The organism is Micromonospora sp. PLK6-60, from assembly GCF_019890675.1.
Taxonomy (GTDB): Bacteria; Actinomycetota; Actinomycetes; order Mycobacteriales; family Micromonosporaceae; genus Micromonospora.
The window spans coordinates 121065-136863 of the sequence record NZ_JAIOAA010000003.1 but is presented as its reverse complement, the minus strand read 5'-3'; the positions used below and the strand labels follow the sequence as shown (position 1 = coordinate 136863).

The window sequence follows — 15799 nt, the reverse complement described above, 5'->3', positions numbered from 1 at the left end:
GTGGCCGACGGGTGGCGCAGGGTCAGTTGCCGGTCGTAAACCTCTTGACGCCCGATGTATGCGTCAGAAATCTGACTTAACTTGACCCGTTGTGCCGGTGCTGCATCCGTGGTTAAGCTTTTCGTGCGCGCCCCAATCGCCCGCTTCCCCCGTGGCAGGCGATCGGGGCGCGCGTCTTTGTCTCTGCCCTGCGTCCGCTCCCCCGGGAGCGGTCAGATCCAGCGGCCGTCCAGCCACATCCGCGCCGACCACCCGTCGTACGGCAACGGCTGCCCCACGAAGATCGGGTAGAAGTACGCGAAGCAGAGCGCCACCAGCAGCAGGTACGCCCCGACGATCACCCCGCCCACCAGCCGGCGGTCGTAGCCGTCCTCGATCGAGGCGGCCGGCGCGCCGGCCGGCGAGATGATCGCGCCGAGCACGTAGACCACCGCCAGCACCAGGAACGGCAGCACCGGCGCGGCGTAGAACGAGAACATCGTCCGGCCGTCCAGCGCGAACCAGAACCAGGGCAGCAGCCCGGCCGCCACCGGAAGCAGGATCGCGCCGGCCCGCCAGTCCCGGCGCGCCGCGCCCAGCCAGGCCAGCCCGGCCAGCGCCGGCAGGAACGACCACCAGAGCAGCGGCGTGCCGAGCAGCAGCACCTCCTCCGCGCAGCTCGCGGCCCCGCAGTTGGGGGGCTGGATCCAGTGGAACGCCACCGGCCGGCCCAGCAGCAACCACTGCCACGGCCACGACTGGTACTTGTGCGGGTCGTCCAACTGCTTGTGGAACCCGTACGCGGCCTCGTGGTATTTCCAGAGGTTGTACAGCGGGTTGTCGCTCAGCCCGCTGTTCGGGTAGCGGGCGGCGTCCCGGTAGTAGCCGATGTCGGTCAGCAGCCAACCCGACCAGGTGGCGACGTAGGTCAGCACCATCAGCACGCCGGCCAGGGCCAGCCAGGGCAGCTCGTCCAGCAGGGCGTCCCGCCACGGGCGGCGTACCCCGGCCGAGCGGCGGACGCCGACCTCCCAGAGGATCACCAGCAGGGCGAACGCCGGGACGAAGTACAGCGCGCTCCACTTCACCGCGCAGGCGCAGCCGAGCAGCACCCCGGCGGCCAGTCGCCACCACGGCCAGTCGCGCCAGCCGCCCGCCGGTCGGCCCGCCCGCCCGGGGGTGGCCGGATCCAGCCCGCCGTCCAGCGCCCGCGTCCAGCGGCGGCGACGGGCGTCCCGGTCGAGCACCAGCGCACCGAACGCGGCCAGCACGAACAGCAGCAGGAAGATGTCGAGGATGGCGGTGCGGGACAGCACCAGGTGGAAGCCGTCCAGGGCGAGCAGCAGCCCGGCGGCGCAGCCGAGCATGGTGGACCGGAACAGCCGCCGGCCGATGCGGACCAGCAGCAGCACCGACAGCGTGCCGGCGATCGCCGCGGAGACCCGCCAGCCGAACTCCGGGGCGGTGGTCAGCAGGTGCCCCGGCGCCGAGACGCCGCTCTCCGCGTCCTGGTAGCCGAAAGCCCACTCGCCGAGCCCGATCAGCCACTTGCCCAGCGGCGGGTGGACCACGTACGACGGGCCGTTGTCCTTGTAGCTCCACTCGACGCCCTTGTCGACCAGGCCCCAGGCGTCCTTGGCGTAGTACGTCTCGTCGAACACCTTGCCCGGCGGGTGGCTGAGCCGCAGGAAACGCAGGATCGCCGCGATCGCCACCACCACCCCGGTGGCCAACCAGGAGTGCAGGGAGAGGCCCGCCTCGACGGTGGCCAGCCGGCGGCGCACCACGGCGGGGACGCCACCACCGCCCGCCTCCGGCGGCCGCCCGGCCCCGGTGTCGCCCGCCGTCGGCTCCCCGGCCGGCTCCGTGCTCACGCTCTGCGCTGTCGACGCACTCGTCACCCGGCGATCGTAGGCTGCGGAGGTGCCCGGTGGCGTACGTCGTCCCCGAAGCCGGGACTGATCTCGACGAAGGAGTGCCGCCAGTGGGTGCTATGTCCGAAACCGGCCGCCTGATCCTGCTCGGCGCGCCGCTCGGCAACCCCGCCGACGCCTCCGCCCGGTTCCGGGAGGTGCTCGCCGCCGCCGACGTGGTCGCCGCCGAGGACACCCGGCGGCTCACCCGGCTGGCCCGGGACCTGGACGTGTCGGTGCCCGGCCGGATCGTCTCCTACTTCGAGGGCAACGAGGAGCGGCGTACCCCCGAACTGGTCGACGTGCTGGCCGCCGGCTACACGGTCGCGCTGGTCACCGACGGCGGCATGCCCAGCGTCTCCGACCCCGGCTACCGCCTGGTCCGGGCGGCCCTCGACGCCGGCCTCCCGGTCACCGCGGCGCCCGGCCCGAGCGCGGTGACCACCGCGCTGGCCCTGTCCGGCCTGCCCTGCGACCGGTTCTGCTTCGAGGGGTTCCTGCCCCGCACCCCCGGCGGCCGGCGGTCCCGGCTGAGCGCCCTCGCCGCCGAGGAACGCACCCTGGTCTTCTTCGAGGCCCCGCACCGGATCACCGGGGCGCTGGCCGACCTGGCCGCCGCCTTCGGCGCGGACCGCCCGGCCGCGCTCTGCCGCGAGCTGACCAAGACGTACGAGGAGGTCGTCCGCCGGCCGCTCGGTGAGCTGGCCGAGTGGGCCGCGGCCGGTGCGCCGCGCGGCGAGATCACCCTGGTGGTCGCCGGGGCGTCCGCGACGCCGGCACAGCGGCCGGACGACGACGCGTTGCGGGCCGCGGTGGCCGAGCGGGAGGCCGCCGGGCTGTCCCGGCGGGACGCCATCACCGAGGTCGCCGCCGGCTACGGGCTGCGCCGCCGCGAGGTCTACGGATTGGTGCACGAGGGGTAAGGAGGGGCCCCTTGTTAACGCATTCGGTATAGGAGGGGCCCCCTGCAATCACCCCGCGGACCGGGTCACCAGGCGGCGGCGAGGAAGCCGGCGGAGATCAGCACCGGCCCGCCGACGGCGGCGGCCACCGCCCAGCGCCGGGCCCGCGCGTCGGGCAGCCGGGTGGCGCCGGTCCACCGGGCGATCCCGGCGCCGCAGGCCAGCACCAGCAGCAGCCCGAGCAGCCAGCGCAGGTGCCGCCCGGCGCCCCGATCGGCGTACGCGGTGTCGCCGTCCGCGCCGGTCATCCGGGCCGGCAGCGTGGCGCCGGTGGTGGCCCGCTCCCGGGGCACCCCGCTGACCCGGACCCCGTGCACGATGAACCGCTCGCCCTCGGCGGTGAAGATCCCCCGGCAGCGCTGGCTCAACCCGGCCCCGGTGCAGCTGCCGATCACCACCGTGCCCTCGGTGGCGTGCCCCACCGCCAGCCAGAACGGCCCGGCGCTGACCCAGCCGAAGAACGCCGCGACCAGGCTCAACGTCACCAGGACGGCCAGCCCGCGCAGCGGGTCCGGCGGCCGGGCGGCCCGGGCGCCGCGACCACCGGCGGGTGCGCGTCGCCGGCTGGTCGCCGGCTCGGCGCGCAGCGGGGTGCCGTCCCAGTGCACCTCCTCGATCGGGGCCCAGAACAGGCCGTCGTCCTGGTCGGCCGGCGCGTCGCCGGCGTCCCGCCCGCGCCGCCGCCAGCGGGGCTGCCGGACCGGCACCCGGCGGGGCAGCGCGTCCACCGGCGCGCCGGTGGTGGGCTCGACCTGCACCTCGTCCTCGGCCGCCGCCGTACCGTCGGGTGGTGCCGGCGCCGCGCCCGGCCGTGGCTGCGGCGCGACGGCCCCGCCCCGCGACGATCGCCCGGGGGTACGCCGCGGCGGCGCGGCCCCCTCCACGGCTCCGGTGTGCGGTTCGTCGCGGCCGGCTGCCGCTGGTCTGCCAGTCACGCCGTTCATTGGACACCGGTGGATGGGAGCGGACGGGCAGCTCAGTCCGCGTGTCGGCGACAAATCGGACGGGCTGCCACCGACCGGCCGTGGCGCGCACCCTATTGGTTCGCCGGGGACCGGTGCCGGTCATTAGGCTTGCTGCTCATGAGTCACGTTCTCGCCGCGGTCGCCTGGCCCTACGCCAACGGCCCGCGCCACATCGGCCACGTATCCGGATTCGGCGTTCCCTCCGACGTCTTCGCCCGGTACATGCGGATGGCCGGCCACGACGTGCTCATGGTCTCCGGCACCGACGAGCACGGCACCCCGATCCAGGTGCAGGCCGACGCCGAGGGGGTCACCCCGCGCGAGCTGGCCGACCGGTACAACCGGGTGATCGCCGAGGACCTGCGGGCGCTGGGCCTGTCGTACGACCTGTTCACCCGGACCACCACCCGCAACCACTACGCGGTGGTGCAGGAGCTGTTCACCGGGCTGTACCGCAACGGCTACATCGTCCCCAAGGTCACCACCGGGGCGATCTCCCCGTCCACCGGCCGGACCCTGCCCGACCGCTACATCGAGGGCACCTGCCCGATCTGCGGCTACGACAGCGCCCGTGGCGACCAGTGCGACAACTGCGGCAACCAGCTGGACCCGATTGACCTGATCAACCCCAAGTCGAAGATCAACGGGGAGACCCCGGAGTTCGTCGAGACCGAGCACTTCTTCCTGGACCTGCCCGCCCTGGCCGACGCGCTGCGGCAGTGGCTGGACACCCGGGAGGGGTGGCGCCCCAACGTGCTGCGGTTCTCCAGGAACCTGCTCGACGACCTCCAGCCCCGGGCCATCACCCGGGACCTGGAATGGGGCGTGCCGATCCCCCTCGACGGCTGGCAGGACCGGTCGGACAAGCGGATCTACGTCTGGTTCGACGCGGTCATCGGCTACCTCTCCGCCTCCATCGAGTGGGCCCGCCGCACCGGCGACCCGGAGGCGTGGCGCAGGTGGTGGTCGGCCGACGGGGAGGGCAAGGACGCCCGGGGCTACTACTTCATGGGCAAGGACAACATCGTCTTCCACTCGGTGATCTGGCCGGCGCTGCTCGGCGGATACTCCGGCGCGGGCTCCCGGGACGGCGAGCCGGGTGAGCTGGGCCGGCTGAACCTGCCCACCGAGGTGGTCTCCAGCGAATACCTGACCATGGAGGGACGGAAGTTCTCCTCCTCCCGCAAGGTGGTCATCTACGTCCGTGACTTCCTGGAGCGGTACGACGCCGACGCGCTGCGCTACTTCATCGCGGTCGCCGGGCCGGAGAGCAACGACACCGACTTCACCTGGGCCGAATTCCTCCGCCGCAACAACGACGAGCTGGTCGCCGGCTGGGGCAACCTGGTCAACCGGTCGGTCTCGATGGCGGCGAAGAACTTCGGGGCCATCCCGCCGGTCGACCCGGCCGGGCTGACCGAGGCCGACGAGGCGCTGCTCGCGGTGGCCCGCGCCGGCTTCGCCACCGTCGGCGACCTGATCGCCCGGCACCGGCAGAAGCAGGCCATCGGCGAGGCGATGCGGGTGGTCGCCGAGGCCAACAAGTACCTGTCGGAGCAGGCGCCCTGGAAGCTCAAGGGCGAGGACGACAAGCCCCGGATGGGCACCATCCTGCACGTCGCCCTCCAGGTGGTCAGCGACGCCAACACGCTGCTCACCCCGTTCCTGCCGCACTCCGCGCAGCGGATCCACGAGCTGCTCGGCGGCACCGGCGTGCACGCCCCGATGCCGGTGCTGGAGGAGGTCGAGGACCTCGACGGCGGGCCCGGGTATCCGGTGTTGACCGGCGACTACACCGTCGGCGCGCGCTGGGAGTCCGTACCGGTCGAGGCGGGCCGGCCGCTGGCCGCGCCCAAGCCGGTGTTCCGCAAGCTCGACCCGTCCATCGTCGACGAGGAGCTGGCCCGACTGGCCGGCTGACGTTGGTTGTTAGGAGGGGGCCCTTGTTATCGCGTACGCGATAACAAGGGCCCCCTCCCAGCGCAGCGCCGCGCCGCCGGACGTCCGGTCAGGCGCGGGCCATCGACGGTGCGCCGATGAACTGCATCAGCGCCTGGTTCACCTCGGTCGGGTGCGTCCACGGGATGCCGTGCGGCGCGCCCTTGAGGGTGACCAGCCGGACGTCGGCCAGCATGTTCTGCAACCGCTGACCCGTCTTCGGGTACGGCAGCACGTTGTCCTTGTCGCCCTGGATGATCAGCACCGGTATGTCGATGTTCGGCAGGTCGCCCCGGAAGTCGGTGAGCCAGGCGTCCACGCTGTCGTGGGTGCCCTTCGCCGACGCCTGCGCCCCGATCTGCCAGTGCGCGTGGTACGCCTCGTCGCTGACCAGCTTGCCCCGGTTCTCGCTGGCGTTGAAGAACGCGTCGCAGAACTGGGTCAGGTAGGCGAACCGGTCCTGGAGGATGGCCTGCTGGAAACCGTCGAAGAGGTCCTTCGGCACGCCCTCCGGATTGTCCGGCGTCTGCAGCAGGTACGGCGCGATCGGGGCCATCAGCACCGCCCGGTCCACCCGGTTCGAGCCGTACGCGCCCAGATAGCGGGTGATCTCCCCGGTGCCCATCGAGTGCCCGACCAGGATCGCGTTGCGCAGGTCGAGCTCCGTCATCAGCACGTCGAGGTCGGCCGCGAAGGTGTCGTAGTCGTACCCCATGGCCGGCTGCGCGGAGGCGCCGAAGCCCCGCCGGTCGTACGTGATCACCCGGTAGCCGGCGGCCAGCAGCGGGCCGCTCATCTTCTCCCAGGTCGCGCCGTTGAACGGGAAACCGTGGATCAGCACGATCGGCTGACCGGAGCCGTGGTCCTCGTAGTACAGGTCGATCGGCGCGGAGTTCTCCGTGCCGACGGTGATGAAGGGCATGGCCTCTCCCGGATCCGTGTCGAAGTCGGACCCCGCGGCTTTCCCGCGTCACGCCCCGTTAACCGCCCCGTACGGCAGGTCGACCACCCGGTCGTCGGCCAGCTCGGCGGCCGGCGCCCACGCCTCGTACACGCCCCGTTCGTGGCACTGCGCGGCGGTTGCCGCCACCGAGTCCGGATCCGGCCGGCGCAGCCGCAGCCGCAGCCAGCCCGCCTCCTCCCGCAGCACCAGGCACGGCACGCCCCGCCAGGTCGCGTACCGCAGCCGGCGGGCCGCCGCGTCCACCGGGTAGCGCGCCGCCCGGGTCATCGCCAGCACCCGGAACCCGTCCGGCTGGTCGGCCACCGCCTCGAACTCGTCGCCGCCGTAGCGGCCGACCAGTTGGGTCGAGCGGGGCGCGTCCCCGGTCGGCACGTACTCCTGGTCCGGCGGGAGTCCGGGCACCGCGGCGAGCAGGTGCCGCCACTGCGGGCCGGCCATCCGCAGCCAGCCCCGCTGCTCCGCCTGGTAGCGGTAGAGCACCACCTCGACCCCCTCCGCCGGGTAGGCCAGCAGGGTGGCGTTCGCCGGCATCGGCAGGTCGGCGAAGTCCCGGGTGACGAACTCCGGGATCAGCTGGACGCTGCTCGGGACGAACCCGGTGCCCAGCACCGGCGGACCGAGCCGGTCCCGGGGCGGCAGCGCGGTCAGACCGCGATGCGCCGGGCCCGCCGGCACGTCGTAGTCGGCCGGGTCCGCGGCCCGCCAGCGCAGCGCGTACGCCACGTCCTGGCCGTCCCGGCCGACCGGCCCGTCGGCCCGCAGCACCGCCAGCGCGGCGGGCGTACGCAGGTGCGCGACGTCGTGTTCCCGGTAGCAGAAGCCGTGCGGCAACCACCCCCGGACGTGACCGGCGAGCTGGCGGGCGGAGAGCACCTGCACCATCCGGGTGCCGGGCCGGATCACCGCGGACCCGCGTACCGCCGCCAGGGTCGGGTCGCCGGCCGCCGCCGGCTGCTGGCTGAGCTGCTGCACCTGCGGCCAGCCCCGCTCCCGGTGCAGCGGCAGCATCAGCGGCGCCTCGGGCTCCTCGACCGGGGGCGTCGCCCCGTGCACCACGGTCACCTCGGTGACGTGCGCGAACCGCCGCCACGGGTGGGGCGCGCCCGGGCGGGGCGCCCACTCGAAGCCGGCCACCTCGCCAGCGCTGAACAGCTCGTACGCCGCGCCCCGGGCGATCTCCTCCGCCGGGTACACCGCGCCGTCGTACGTCACGCGCAGCCCGGTCCGCTCCGCGGCGGCGTCGCTGGCCTGGGGAGTGACGGTCACCGTGCGGACGCTAGGCGTGACACGTGCCCGGCAGGTGAACGGCCGGTCACGGGCGGGGAACGCGGTATGTGATGCTGGCGACGATGAGTGAGCAGACCGAGTCCCGCAAGCAGCGCGCCGCCCGCCGGGCCGGCGAGTTCCCGCCCGCCCCGGAGGCGCTGCCCCGCCCGGTGCTGGACAGCCACACCCACCTCGACATCACGGTCAGCGAGGCCGGCGTCCCCGGCGGCGGGCCGAGCGACGATCCGGTGGCCACCGCCGTCGAGGTGGCGGCCGGGGTGGGCGTGGACCGGCTGGTGCAGGTCGGGGTGGACGTCGAGTCGTCCCGGTGGGGGGCCGACGTCGCCGAGAAGTACGCCGCCGTACTGGCCACCGTGGCGCTGCACCCGAACGAGGCGCCCCGGCTGGCGGACCTGGACGAGGCGCTGCGCGAGATCGAGACGCTCGCCGCCCGGGACCGGGTGCGCGGCGTCGGCGAGACCGGGATGGACTTCTTCCGTACCGGCGACGAGGGGCGGGCCGCGCAGGAGGAGAGCTTCCGCGCGCACATCGCCATCGCCAAGCGGTACGGCAAGGCCCTGGTGATCCACGACCGGGACGCCCACGCCGACGTGCTGCGCGTCCTCGACGACGAGGGTGCGCCGGAGACCGTGGTGCTGCACTGCTTCTCCGGCGACGCCGACTTCGCCGCCGAGTGCGTCCGCCGGGGCTACCTGCTCAGCTTCGCCGGCACCGTCACCTTCGGCAGCGCCGCGGCGCTGCGCGAGGCCGCCGCGCTCACCCCGCTCGACCAGATCCTGGTGGAGACCGACGCCCCGTACCTGACGCCGATGCCGCACCGGGGCCGGCCCAACGCGTCGTACCTGATCCCGCTGACCGTGCGGTCGCTGGCCGCGACCACGGGCGCGGACCTGGACGAGCTCTGCGCGGCGATCTCCGCCAACGGTGACCGTGCGTTCGGCCCCTGGTGATTGGGGTGTAAGGAGGGGCCCCTTGTTAACAGACGTCTGTTAACAAGGGGCCCCTCCTTACACCGCAGCCGGGGCGCATACGCTACGGGGCGTGACCGATCTCCTCGGCCCGGCGGAGATCCGGGAACTCGCCGCGCGCCTCGGCGTCGCCCCGACCAAGAAGCTCGGCCAGAACTTCGTGCACGACCCGAACACCGTCCGCCGGATCGTCACCGCCGCCGGCCTGAGCCCGGACGACGTGGCGCTGGAGGTCGGTCCCGGCCTCGGCTCGCTCACCCTGGCCCTGCTGCCGGCCGCGGCGCACGTGCACGCCGTGGAACTCGATTCGAAGCTGGCCGCCGCGTTGCCGTCCACCGCCGCCCGGTTCGCCGGCGCCGACGCCGCCCGGCTCACCGTGCACCACGCCGACGCGCTGCGGGTACGCGCCGCCGACCTGGCCGGCCCCGCGCCGACCGCGCTGGTGGCGAATCTGCCGTACAACGTCGCGGTGCCCGTCGTGCTGCACCTGCTGGCCGAGCTGCCGACGCTGCGGCACGGCCTGGTGATGGTGCAGAAGGAGGTCGCCGACCGGCTGGTCGCCGGTCCCGGTTCCAAGGTGTACGGCGTCCCCTCGGTCAAGCTCGCCTGGTACGCCCGGTCCCGGGCCGCCGGCAAGGTGCCGCCGAACGTCTTCTGGCCGGTGCCGAACGTCGACTCCGGGCTGGTCGCCTTCACCCGCCGCGAACCGCCCCGCCCCGACGTGGCCCGGCGGGCCGTCTTCGCGGTGGTCGACGCGGCGTTCGCCCAGCGGCGCAAGACCCTGCGCGCGGCCCTGGCCGGCTGGGCCGGCGGCGCCGACCGGGCCGCCGCCGCGCTCACCGCCGCCGGGGTCGACCCCGGCGCCCGGGGTGAGTCGCTCACCGTCGAGCAGTTCGCCGCCGTCGCCGCGTCGGCCCCCGCCGCCGCGCCCACCCCGCAGTAGGCTGTGGCCGTGCCCGCCGAGGAGGTATACGAGTGAGCGCGCGGATCGAGCCGAATCCGGTGCCCGGCTACCCGTACGACCTGGTCGACGTCCGGGACGTCGCCCCGTGACCGAGGCCTGGCGACCGGAGGACGACCAGCCGCGCGGGGCCAGTGGGCCGGTCCGCGTCCGGGTGCCCGCGAAGATCAACCTGCATCTCGGGGTGGGTCCGCTGCGCCGCGACGGCTACCACGAGCTGAACACCGTCTACCACGCGATCTCGCTGCACGACGAGCTGACCGCCCGCCGGGGCGACACCCTGACCCTGACCATGGAGGGCGAGGGCACCGGCGAGCTGGCCCTGGACGACTCCAACCTGGTGCTGCGGGCCGCCCACGCCCTCGCCGGTTACGCCGGTGTCCCGCCGTACGCCCGGCTGCACCTGCGCAAGCAGATCCCGCTGGCCGGCGGGCTGGCCGGCGGCAGCGCCGACGCCGCCGCCGCGCTGGTGGCCTGCGACGCGCTCTGGGGCACCGGGCTGTCCCGCGACGAGCTGGCCGGGATCGCCGCCGACCTCGGCTCCGACGTGCCCTTCCTGATCCACGGCGGCACCGCGCTGGGCACCGGCCGTGGCGAGGCGGTCAGCCCGGTGCTGGCCCGCCCCACCACCTGGCACTGGGTGGTCGCGGTCGCCGAGGGGGGCCTGTCCACCCCGGAGGTCTACCGGGAGCTCGACCGGCTCCGCGACGCCGGCACCGCCGGCGCCCCGCTGGGCAGCACCGACGCCCTGCTCGCCGCCCTCCGGCAGCGGGACCCGGCGGTCCTGGCCGCGGCCCTCGGCAACGACATGCAGGCCGCCGCGCTCTCCCTGCGCCCCGCCCTCGGCGCCACCCTGAAGGCCGGCGAGGCGGCCGGCGCGCTCGCCGGCATCGTCTCCGGTTCCGGCCCCACCTGCGTCTTCCTGGCCGCCGGGGAGTCCGACGCGCAGCGGATCGCCACCGAGCTGGCGGCGGCCGGGGTGTGCCGGGCGGCCCGGGCCGCCCACGGCCCGGTGCCCGGGGCGCGGGTGGTCTGACCGGCCGGCCCGTCCCGCCCGCGCCGGACGGGCCCGCGAGGCGGGGCGGCCGGAGCCGCGTACCCTTGGAAGCCTCAGGCGTCCCGTGCCCGCCGGCACCGGGACGCCTTGATCATGGAGGGTGGGTGGGGTCGTGGCGAACATCGTCAACCTGGACCGGGTGTCCAAGGGGTACGGGGCCGCCGGGCCGCTGCTCACCGACGTCTCGCTCGGCCTCGACGACGCCGACCGGATCGGCGTGGTCGGCCTCAACGGCGCCGGCAAGTCCACCCTGCTGCGGCTGCTCACCAAGCAGGAGGAGCCGGACGACGGCCGGGTCACCCACCGCCGGGACCTGCGGGTCCTCTGGCTGCCGCAGAGCCTGACCCTCGCCGCCGACGCGACCGTCCGGGACGTCGTGCTCGGCACCGCCTGGCTCGGCGAGAGCATGGGCGCCGAGCACGAGTGGGCCGGCGACGCCGGCGTCCGGGCCATCCTCGACGGCCTCGGCATGCCCCACCTCGGCCTCGACGCGGCGGTCGGCCCGATGTCCGGCGGTGAGCGCCGCCGGGTCGCCCTGGCCGCGCTGCTGGTCCGCGACGCGGACCTGCTCATCCTCGACGAGCCCACCAACCACCTCGACGTCGGCGGCGTCGACTGGCTGGCCCGGCACCTGGTCACCCGCAAGGGCGCGCTGGTCGTGGTCACCCACGACCGGTGGTTCCTCGACGCCGTCTGCACCACCACCTGGGAGGTCGCCGACCAGACCGTCCGGGCCTACGAGGGCGGCTTCGCCGCGTGGACGCTGGCCCGCGCCGAGCGGCAGCGGGTCGCCGCCGCCACCGAGGCCCGCCGGCAGAACCTGCTCCGCAAGGAGATCGCCTGGCTGCGCCGCGGCCCGCCGGCCCGTACCTCCAAGCCGAAGTTCCGCATCGACGCCGCCAACGCGCTGATCGACGACGTGCCGCCGCCGCGCGACACCATGTCGTTGCAGCGGATGGCCACCGCCCGGCTCGGCAAGCAGGTGTACGACCTGGCGGACGTGCGGTTGCACGCCGGGCCGAAGGAGATCCTGCACGACACGACCTGGCAGGTCGGCCCCGGTGACCGGATCGCCATCCTCGGCCGCAACGGCGCCGGCAAGACGACGTTGCTGCGGATGCTGGCCGGGGTGACCCGGCCCGACGGCGGCCGGTTCCACACCGGTTCCACGGTCAAGCCGGCGTTCCTCTCCCAGGAACTCGCCGAGCTGCCCGGGCACCTGCGCGTCCTGGAGGCCGTCGAGGAGGTCGCCCGCCGGGTGCAGCTCGGCGACCGGGAGATCTCCGCCGCCCAGCTCGCCGAGGTGTTCGGCTTCGACGACCGGCGGCTCTGGACCCCGGTCAGCGACCTGTCCGGCGGGGAGCGCCGCCGACTCCAGATGCTGCGGCTGCTCGCCGGCGAGCCGAACGTGCTCCTCTTCGACGAGCCCACCAACGACCTGGACACCGACACCCTGGCCGCGCTGGAGGACCTGCTCGACTCCTGGCCCGGCACCGTCATCGTGGCCAGCCACGACCGGTACCTGATCGAGCGGGTGACCGAGTCCGCGTACGGGATGTTCGGCGACGGCCGGCTGGTGCACCTGCCCGGCGGGGTCGACGAATACCTGGCCCGCGCCGCCGCGGCCGGTGGCCCGGCGCCCGCCGACCTCACCCCCGCCGCGGCCGGGCCCGGTCCGGAGGGCATGTCCGCCGCCGAGGTACGCGTCGCGCGCAAGGAGCTCGGCAAGCTGGAACGGCAGGTCGCCAAGCTGGAGCAGAAGGAGGCGGCCCTGCTCGAACAGCTCGCCACCCACGCCACCGACTACGCCAAGGTGGCGGAGCTGGACGCCCGGCTGAAGGAACTGCGGGCCGAGCGGGAGCGGACCGAGGAGGCGTGGCTCGGCCTCGCCGAGCAACTGCCGGAGGGCTGACCAGCGCTCCGGTGGGGGGTGTGCGGCGTCACAGCCCGGCATGCGGGAGAATTGCCGCCGACCCCTCACTCGAACGGTCTTGGAGACGCAGACATGGCCCACACCCCCGTCAACCACCCCGCGCGGCCGATCTACCGGGCGATCGGCGGGCTCGTTGGTCTGTACTTCGTGGTCTTCGGAGTGCTCGGCGCGGTCGTCAGCCTCGGCAACGACTTCTTCGCCCAGGATGACACCAAGGCCCTCGGCCAGGGCACGAATCTCGCCTTTTCCCTGGTCAGCATCCTGATCGGCGCGGCCGTGCTGGCCGGCACCGCGCTCGGCCGCAACCGCGACGTCGTGATCAACGGCTACCTGGCGTACGCCCTGATGGTGATCAGCCTGGGCGGGCTGGCGTTCGTACGGACCGACGCGAACATCTTCAACTTCAGCATCGCCACCGTGATCGTGACGATGACCCTCGCCCTGGTGCTGCTGATGGTCAGCATGTACGGCAAGGTCGGCACGGACGACGAGCACGAGGCGTGGCAGAAGGCCCGGCTGGTGCTCTGACCCTGGCCCGCCTCTCGGACCCGACCCCGCACCCGGGGTCGGGTCCACTGCGTCCGGTGGCGTGTTCGGCGGACACCGGCAGGTGAGCTGGGGGAGAATCCCCCGGAAAGGGTCATCGTCGGACGGAGGCGGTCATGGCGCACTTTCCGGTGAACCACCCCGCGCGCCCGGTCTACCGGGTCCTCGCCGGGCTCGTCGGCCTCTACATCCTGGTCTTCGGGGTGTACGGCACCGTGGCGACCTGGGGGAAGCCGCTGTTCGACCGGGGCGACACCTATGCCCTCGGACTCCGCACCAACCTGGCCTTCGCGCTGGTGTCGGTGGTCTTCGGCGTGGTGCTGCTGATCGGCGCGTCCCGGCGCACCAACCTCGGCCACGTCATGAACCTGACCGCCGGGGTGGTCTTCATGGTCACCGGCCTGCTCATGATGGCCGTGTTGCAGACCAGCGCCAACTTCCTCAACTTCTCGATGTCCACGGTCATCGTCTCGCTGCTGTTCGGGCTGGTGCTGCTCGCCACCGGCCTCTACGACCGGATCGGCCCGGCCGACCACGCCGCCGCGGAGGCGCGACACCGGCGGCCCACCATCGCCGGCAACCGCTGACCGGCCTCACTGCCCCCGGGCGGTGATCAGCCCCGGCTTCGCCTCCAGGTGGGACAGGCCGTTCCAGGCCAGGTTGACCAGGTGCGCGGCCACCGTCTCCTTGCGCGGCCGGCGCACCTCCAGCCACCAGCGGCCGGTCAACGCGACCATGCCCACCAGCGCCTGCGAATAGAGCTCGGCCAGCTTCGGGTCGTACCCCCGGCTGGAGAACTCCGCGCCCAGGATGTGCTCCACCCGGTGCGCCACGTCGTTCATCACGCTGCTGAAGCTGCCCGAGGCGGACATCACCGGCGACTCCCGGACCAGCACCCGGAACCCGCTGGTCTCCTCCTCGATGTAGCCCAGCAGCGCCAGCGCCGCCTGCTCCAGCAACTCCCGGGGGTGGCCGGCGGTCAGCGCCGTGGCGATCCGCTCCAACAGGGCCCGGACCTCCCGGTCCACCACCACGGCGTACAGCCCCTCCTTGCCGCCGAAGTGCTCGTAGACCACCGGCTTGGAGACCTTGGCCCGGGATGCCACCTCCTCGATCGAGGTGGCATCGAAGCCGCGCTCGGCGAAGAGTTGGCGGCCGATCGCGATCAACTGCTCCCGGCGCTGCCCCGCCGACATCCGTACCCGGGACGATTTCGCCGCGGGGGCGCTGCGCCGTCGCATGGTGCTGGGCTCACTGCCGGGTACGTCGGTCATCCGATCCATCCTGCCACGCAGTGCGACGAGGGCGTTGTCCGGTTTTCGGTGCCTCCACTGTCGTACGTACGTACTACGTTTCGGGCATGGCGGAGTTCACCGGTGAGGACGTGCGGCGGTTGCGCGCCGAAGAAGGGCTCTCCGTCGCGCAGATCCGGGCTCGCACCGGCCTGAGCCGGAATCGTGTCTACGAGATGCTGCGTGGCGTCCCGCCGCCGGACTGGACCCGCCGGCCGAGAGCCAAGGACGGGCTTCGGGAGGCTGCGGTGCAGTTGCGCCGGGAGGGCTGTTCGGTCCCGGTGATCGCGTCGCGGGTGGGCGTGTCCCGGTCGACGGCATACCAGTGGGTGAAGCACCTCCCGCTCGACACCGACGGCCCGGCGGCGGCCCGGCGGCGAGAGCATGCGAAAGCGATGACGGACGCGCGGTGGGCGGCGCACCGGGTCGCGCGGGACGCCGCTCGCGCGAAGATGCACGCCGAGGCGGGCGAGGTTGTCGGTGGCTCGCTGGACGAGCGGGACCTGTTGCTGCTGGGCGCGGCCCTCTACTGGTGTGAGGGGAGCAAGTCGAAGCCGTGGCGACGTGACGACCACGTCCGGTTCATCAACAGCGACCCTGGCCTGCTCGCACTGTTTCTGCGCTTCCTGGAGACCTGTGGCATCGGGCGCGACGCGGTCACCTACCGGGTCTCGATCCATGAGACCGCCGATGCCGACGCCGCGGTGCGATGGTGGGCACGAACGCTGGAGCTGCCGGTGCAGCGGTTCAACCGCTCGAACATCAAGCGGCACAAGCCGACCACATCGCGGCGCAACACGGGCGAGGGTTACCACGGCTGCCTGATGATCGACGTGCCGCGTAGCCGTGAGCTCTATTGGCGAATCGAAGGTATGATCGCCGGGCTGTTCCGGATCGCCGGGAGCGGTCATGTCTGGCCGGCGCCGGAGTAAAGCCGGGCGGTGGGGTGTGGGGTAACGGCAACCCGCAGGCCTTTGGAGCCTTGAGCTCCTGGTTCGAATCCAGGCACCCCAGCTCGGCCCGCCGCCGTTGGC

14 protein-coding genes and 1 tRNA gene are annotated in these 15799 nt (G+C 73.5%); 10 read left to right on the top strand and 5 right to left on the bottom strand.

Features of this window, described 5'->3' with window-relative positions:
* Window positions 1-212: 212 nt before the first annotated feature.
* The gene (locus K7640_RS06850; RefSeq protein ID WP_222953867.1) at window positions 213-1880 is read right to left on the bottom strand and encodes a dolichyl-phosphate-mannose--protein mannosyltransferase; all 1668 of its coding nucleotides are present in this window, start codon (window positions 1878-1880) and stop codon (window positions 213-215) included.
* A 92-nt stretch (window positions 1881-1972) separates the two neighbouring features.
* On the opposite strand from K7640_RS06850, the gene rsmI reads away from it, so the two are divergent.
* Complete coding sequence (gene rsmI / locus K7640_RS06845; RefSeq protein WP_255608349.1) at window positions 1973-2815, top strand: 16S rRNA (cytidine(1402)-2'-O)-methyltransferase; 843 nt, start codon at window positions 1973-1975, stop codon at window positions 2813-2815.
* A 65-nt stretch (window positions 2816-2880) separates the two neighbouring features.
* On the opposite strand, the gene K7640_RS06840 is transcribed toward rsmI, so the two are convergent.
* On the bottom strand, window positions 2881-3789 hold the full coding sequence (locus K7640_RS06840; RefSeq protein WP_308042478.1) for a hypothetical protein: 909 nt from the start codon (window positions 3787-3789) through the stop codon (window positions 2881-2883).
* A 147-nt stretch (window positions 3790-3936) separates the two neighbouring features.
* On the opposite strand from K7640_RS06840, the gene metG reads away from it, so the two are divergent.
* Window positions 3937-5739, top strand: a complete 1803-nt coding sequence (gene metG, locus K7640_RS06835; protein WP_222953865.1) for a methionine--tRNA ligase — start codon at window positions 3937-3939, stop codon at window positions 5737-5739.
* Window positions 5740-5827: 88 nt separating this feature from the next.
* On the opposite strand, the gene K7640_RS06830 is transcribed toward metG, so the two are convergent.
* Together K7640_RS06830 and K7640_RS06825 are read right to left on the bottom strand one after the other, a co-directional pair.
* Window positions 5828-6679 carry an alpha/beta fold hydrolase gene (locus K7640_RS06830; protein WP_222953864.1) on the bottom strand — a complete coding sequence of 284 codons (852 nt, stop codon included), beginning with the start codon at window positions 6677-6679 and terminating at the stop codon, window positions 5828-5830.
* 48 nt (window positions 6680-6727) lie between these two features.
* Window positions 6728-7987, bottom strand: a complete 1260-nt coding sequence (locus tag K7640_RS06825; protein WP_222953863.1) for a hypothetical protein — start codon at window positions 7985-7987, stop codon at window positions 6728-6730.
* A gap of 71 nt (window positions 7988-8058) precedes the next feature.
* Here K7640_RS06825 and K7640_RS06820 point away from each other — a divergent pair, with 71 nt between their 5' ends.
* The 6 genes from K7640_RS06820 to K7640_RS06795 all read left to right on the top strand — a co-directional run bounded on the left by K7640_RS06820 (window position 8059) and on the right by K7640_RS06795 (window position 14060).
* A complete protein-coding gene (locus tag K7640_RS06820) occupies window positions 8059-8958 on the top strand; it encodes a TatD family hydrolase (RefSeq protein WP_222953862.1) in 900 nt (299 codons plus the stop codon).
* A gap of 91 nt (window positions 8959-9049) precedes the next feature.
* Complete coding sequence (rsmA, locus tag K7640_RS06815) at window positions 9050-9919, top strand: 16S rRNA (adenine(1518)-N(6)/adenine(1519)-N(6))-dimethyltransferase RsmA (RefSeq protein WP_222953861.1); 870 nt, start codon at window positions 9050-9052, stop codon at window positions 9917-9919.
* 106 nt (window positions 9920-10025) lie between these two features.
* Window positions 10026-10973: a 4-(cytidine 5'-diphospho)-2-C-methyl-D-erythritol kinase gene (locus tag K7640_RS06810; protein WP_222953860.1), complete on the top strand. Its 948-nt coding sequence runs from the start codon at window positions 10026-10028 to the stop codon at window positions 10971-10973.
* A gap of 133 nt (window positions 10974-11106) precedes the next feature.
* A complete protein-coding gene (locus K7640_RS06805) occupies window positions 11107-12906 on the top strand; it encodes an ABC-F family ATP-binding cassette domain-containing protein (protein WP_222953859.1) in 1800 nt (599 codons plus the stop codon).
* Window positions 12907-12999: 93 nt separating this feature from the next.
* Window positions 13000-13455 carry a DUF4383 domain-containing protein gene (locus K7640_RS06800; RefSeq protein WP_222953858.1) on the top strand — a complete coding sequence of 152 codons (456 nt, stop codon included), beginning with the start codon at window positions 13000-13002 and terminating at the stop codon, window positions 13453-13455.
* 134 nt (window positions 13456-13589) lie between these two features.
* Window positions 13590-14060, top strand: coding sequence for a DUF4383 domain-containing protein (locus tag K7640_RS06795; RefSeq protein WP_222953857.1), 471 nt, complete (start codon window positions 13590-13592; stop codon window positions 14058-14060).
* 6 nt (window positions 14061-14066) lie between these two features.
* Here K7640_RS06795 and K7640_RS06790 read toward each other — a convergent pair whose 3' ends face one another.
* Window positions 14067-14747 carry a TetR/AcrR family transcriptional regulator gene (locus K7640_RS06790; RefSeq protein ID WP_222953856.1) on the bottom strand — a complete coding sequence of 227 codons (681 nt, stop codon included), beginning with the start codon at window positions 14745-14747 and terminating at the stop codon, window positions 14067-14069.
* Window positions 14748-14833: 86 nt separating this feature from the next.
* On the opposite strand from K7640_RS06790, the gene K7640_RS06785 reads away from it, so the two are divergent.
* Both K7640_RS06785 and K7640_RS06780 read left to right on the top strand, forming a co-directional pair.
* The gene (locus K7640_RS06785) at window positions 14834-15697 is read left to right on the top strand and encodes a helix-turn-helix domain-containing protein (RefSeq protein WP_222953855.1); all 864 of its coding nucleotides are present in this window, start codon (window positions 14834-14836) and stop codon (window positions 15695-15697) included.
* Between the two features lie 10 nt (window positions 15698-15707).
* Window positions 15708-15779, top strand: a tRNA-Gln gene (locus tag K7640_RS06780).
* The last annotated feature ends 20 nt before the right edge of the window (window positions 15780-15799 follow it).

Coding starts and splice junctions, on each gene's coding strand:
- rsmI (WP_255608349.1), top strand. CDS start 1,973: ATGTCCGAAACCGGCCGCCTGATCCTGCTCGGCGCGCCGCTCGGCAAC.
- metG (WP_222953865.1), top strand. CDS start 3,937: ATGAGTCACGTTCTCGCCGCGGTCGCCTGGCCCTACGCCAACGGCCCG.
- K7640_RS06830 (WP_222953864.1), bottom strand. CDS start 6,679: ATGCCCTTCATCACCGTCGGCACGGAGAACTCCGCGCCGATCGACCTG.
- K7640_RS06820 (WP_222953862.1), top strand. CDS start 8,059: ATGCTGGCGACGATGAGTGAGCAGACCGAGTCCCGCAAGCAGCGCGCC.
- K7640_RS06800 (WP_222953858.1), top strand. CDS start 13,000: ATGGCCCACACCCCCGTCAACCACCCCGCGCGGCCGATCTACCGGGCG.
- K7640_RS06795 (WP_222953857.1), top strand. CDS start 13,590: ATGGCGCACTTTCCGGTGAACCACCCCGCGCGCCCGGTCTACCGGGTC.
- K7640_RS06790 (WP_222953856.1), bottom strand. CDS start 14,747: ATGACCGACGTACCCGGCAGTGAGCCCAGCACCATGCGACGGCGCAGC.
- K7640_RS06785 (WP_222953855.1), top strand. CDS start 14,834: ATGGCGGAGTTCACCGGTGAGGACGTGCGGCGGTTGCGCGCCGAAGAA.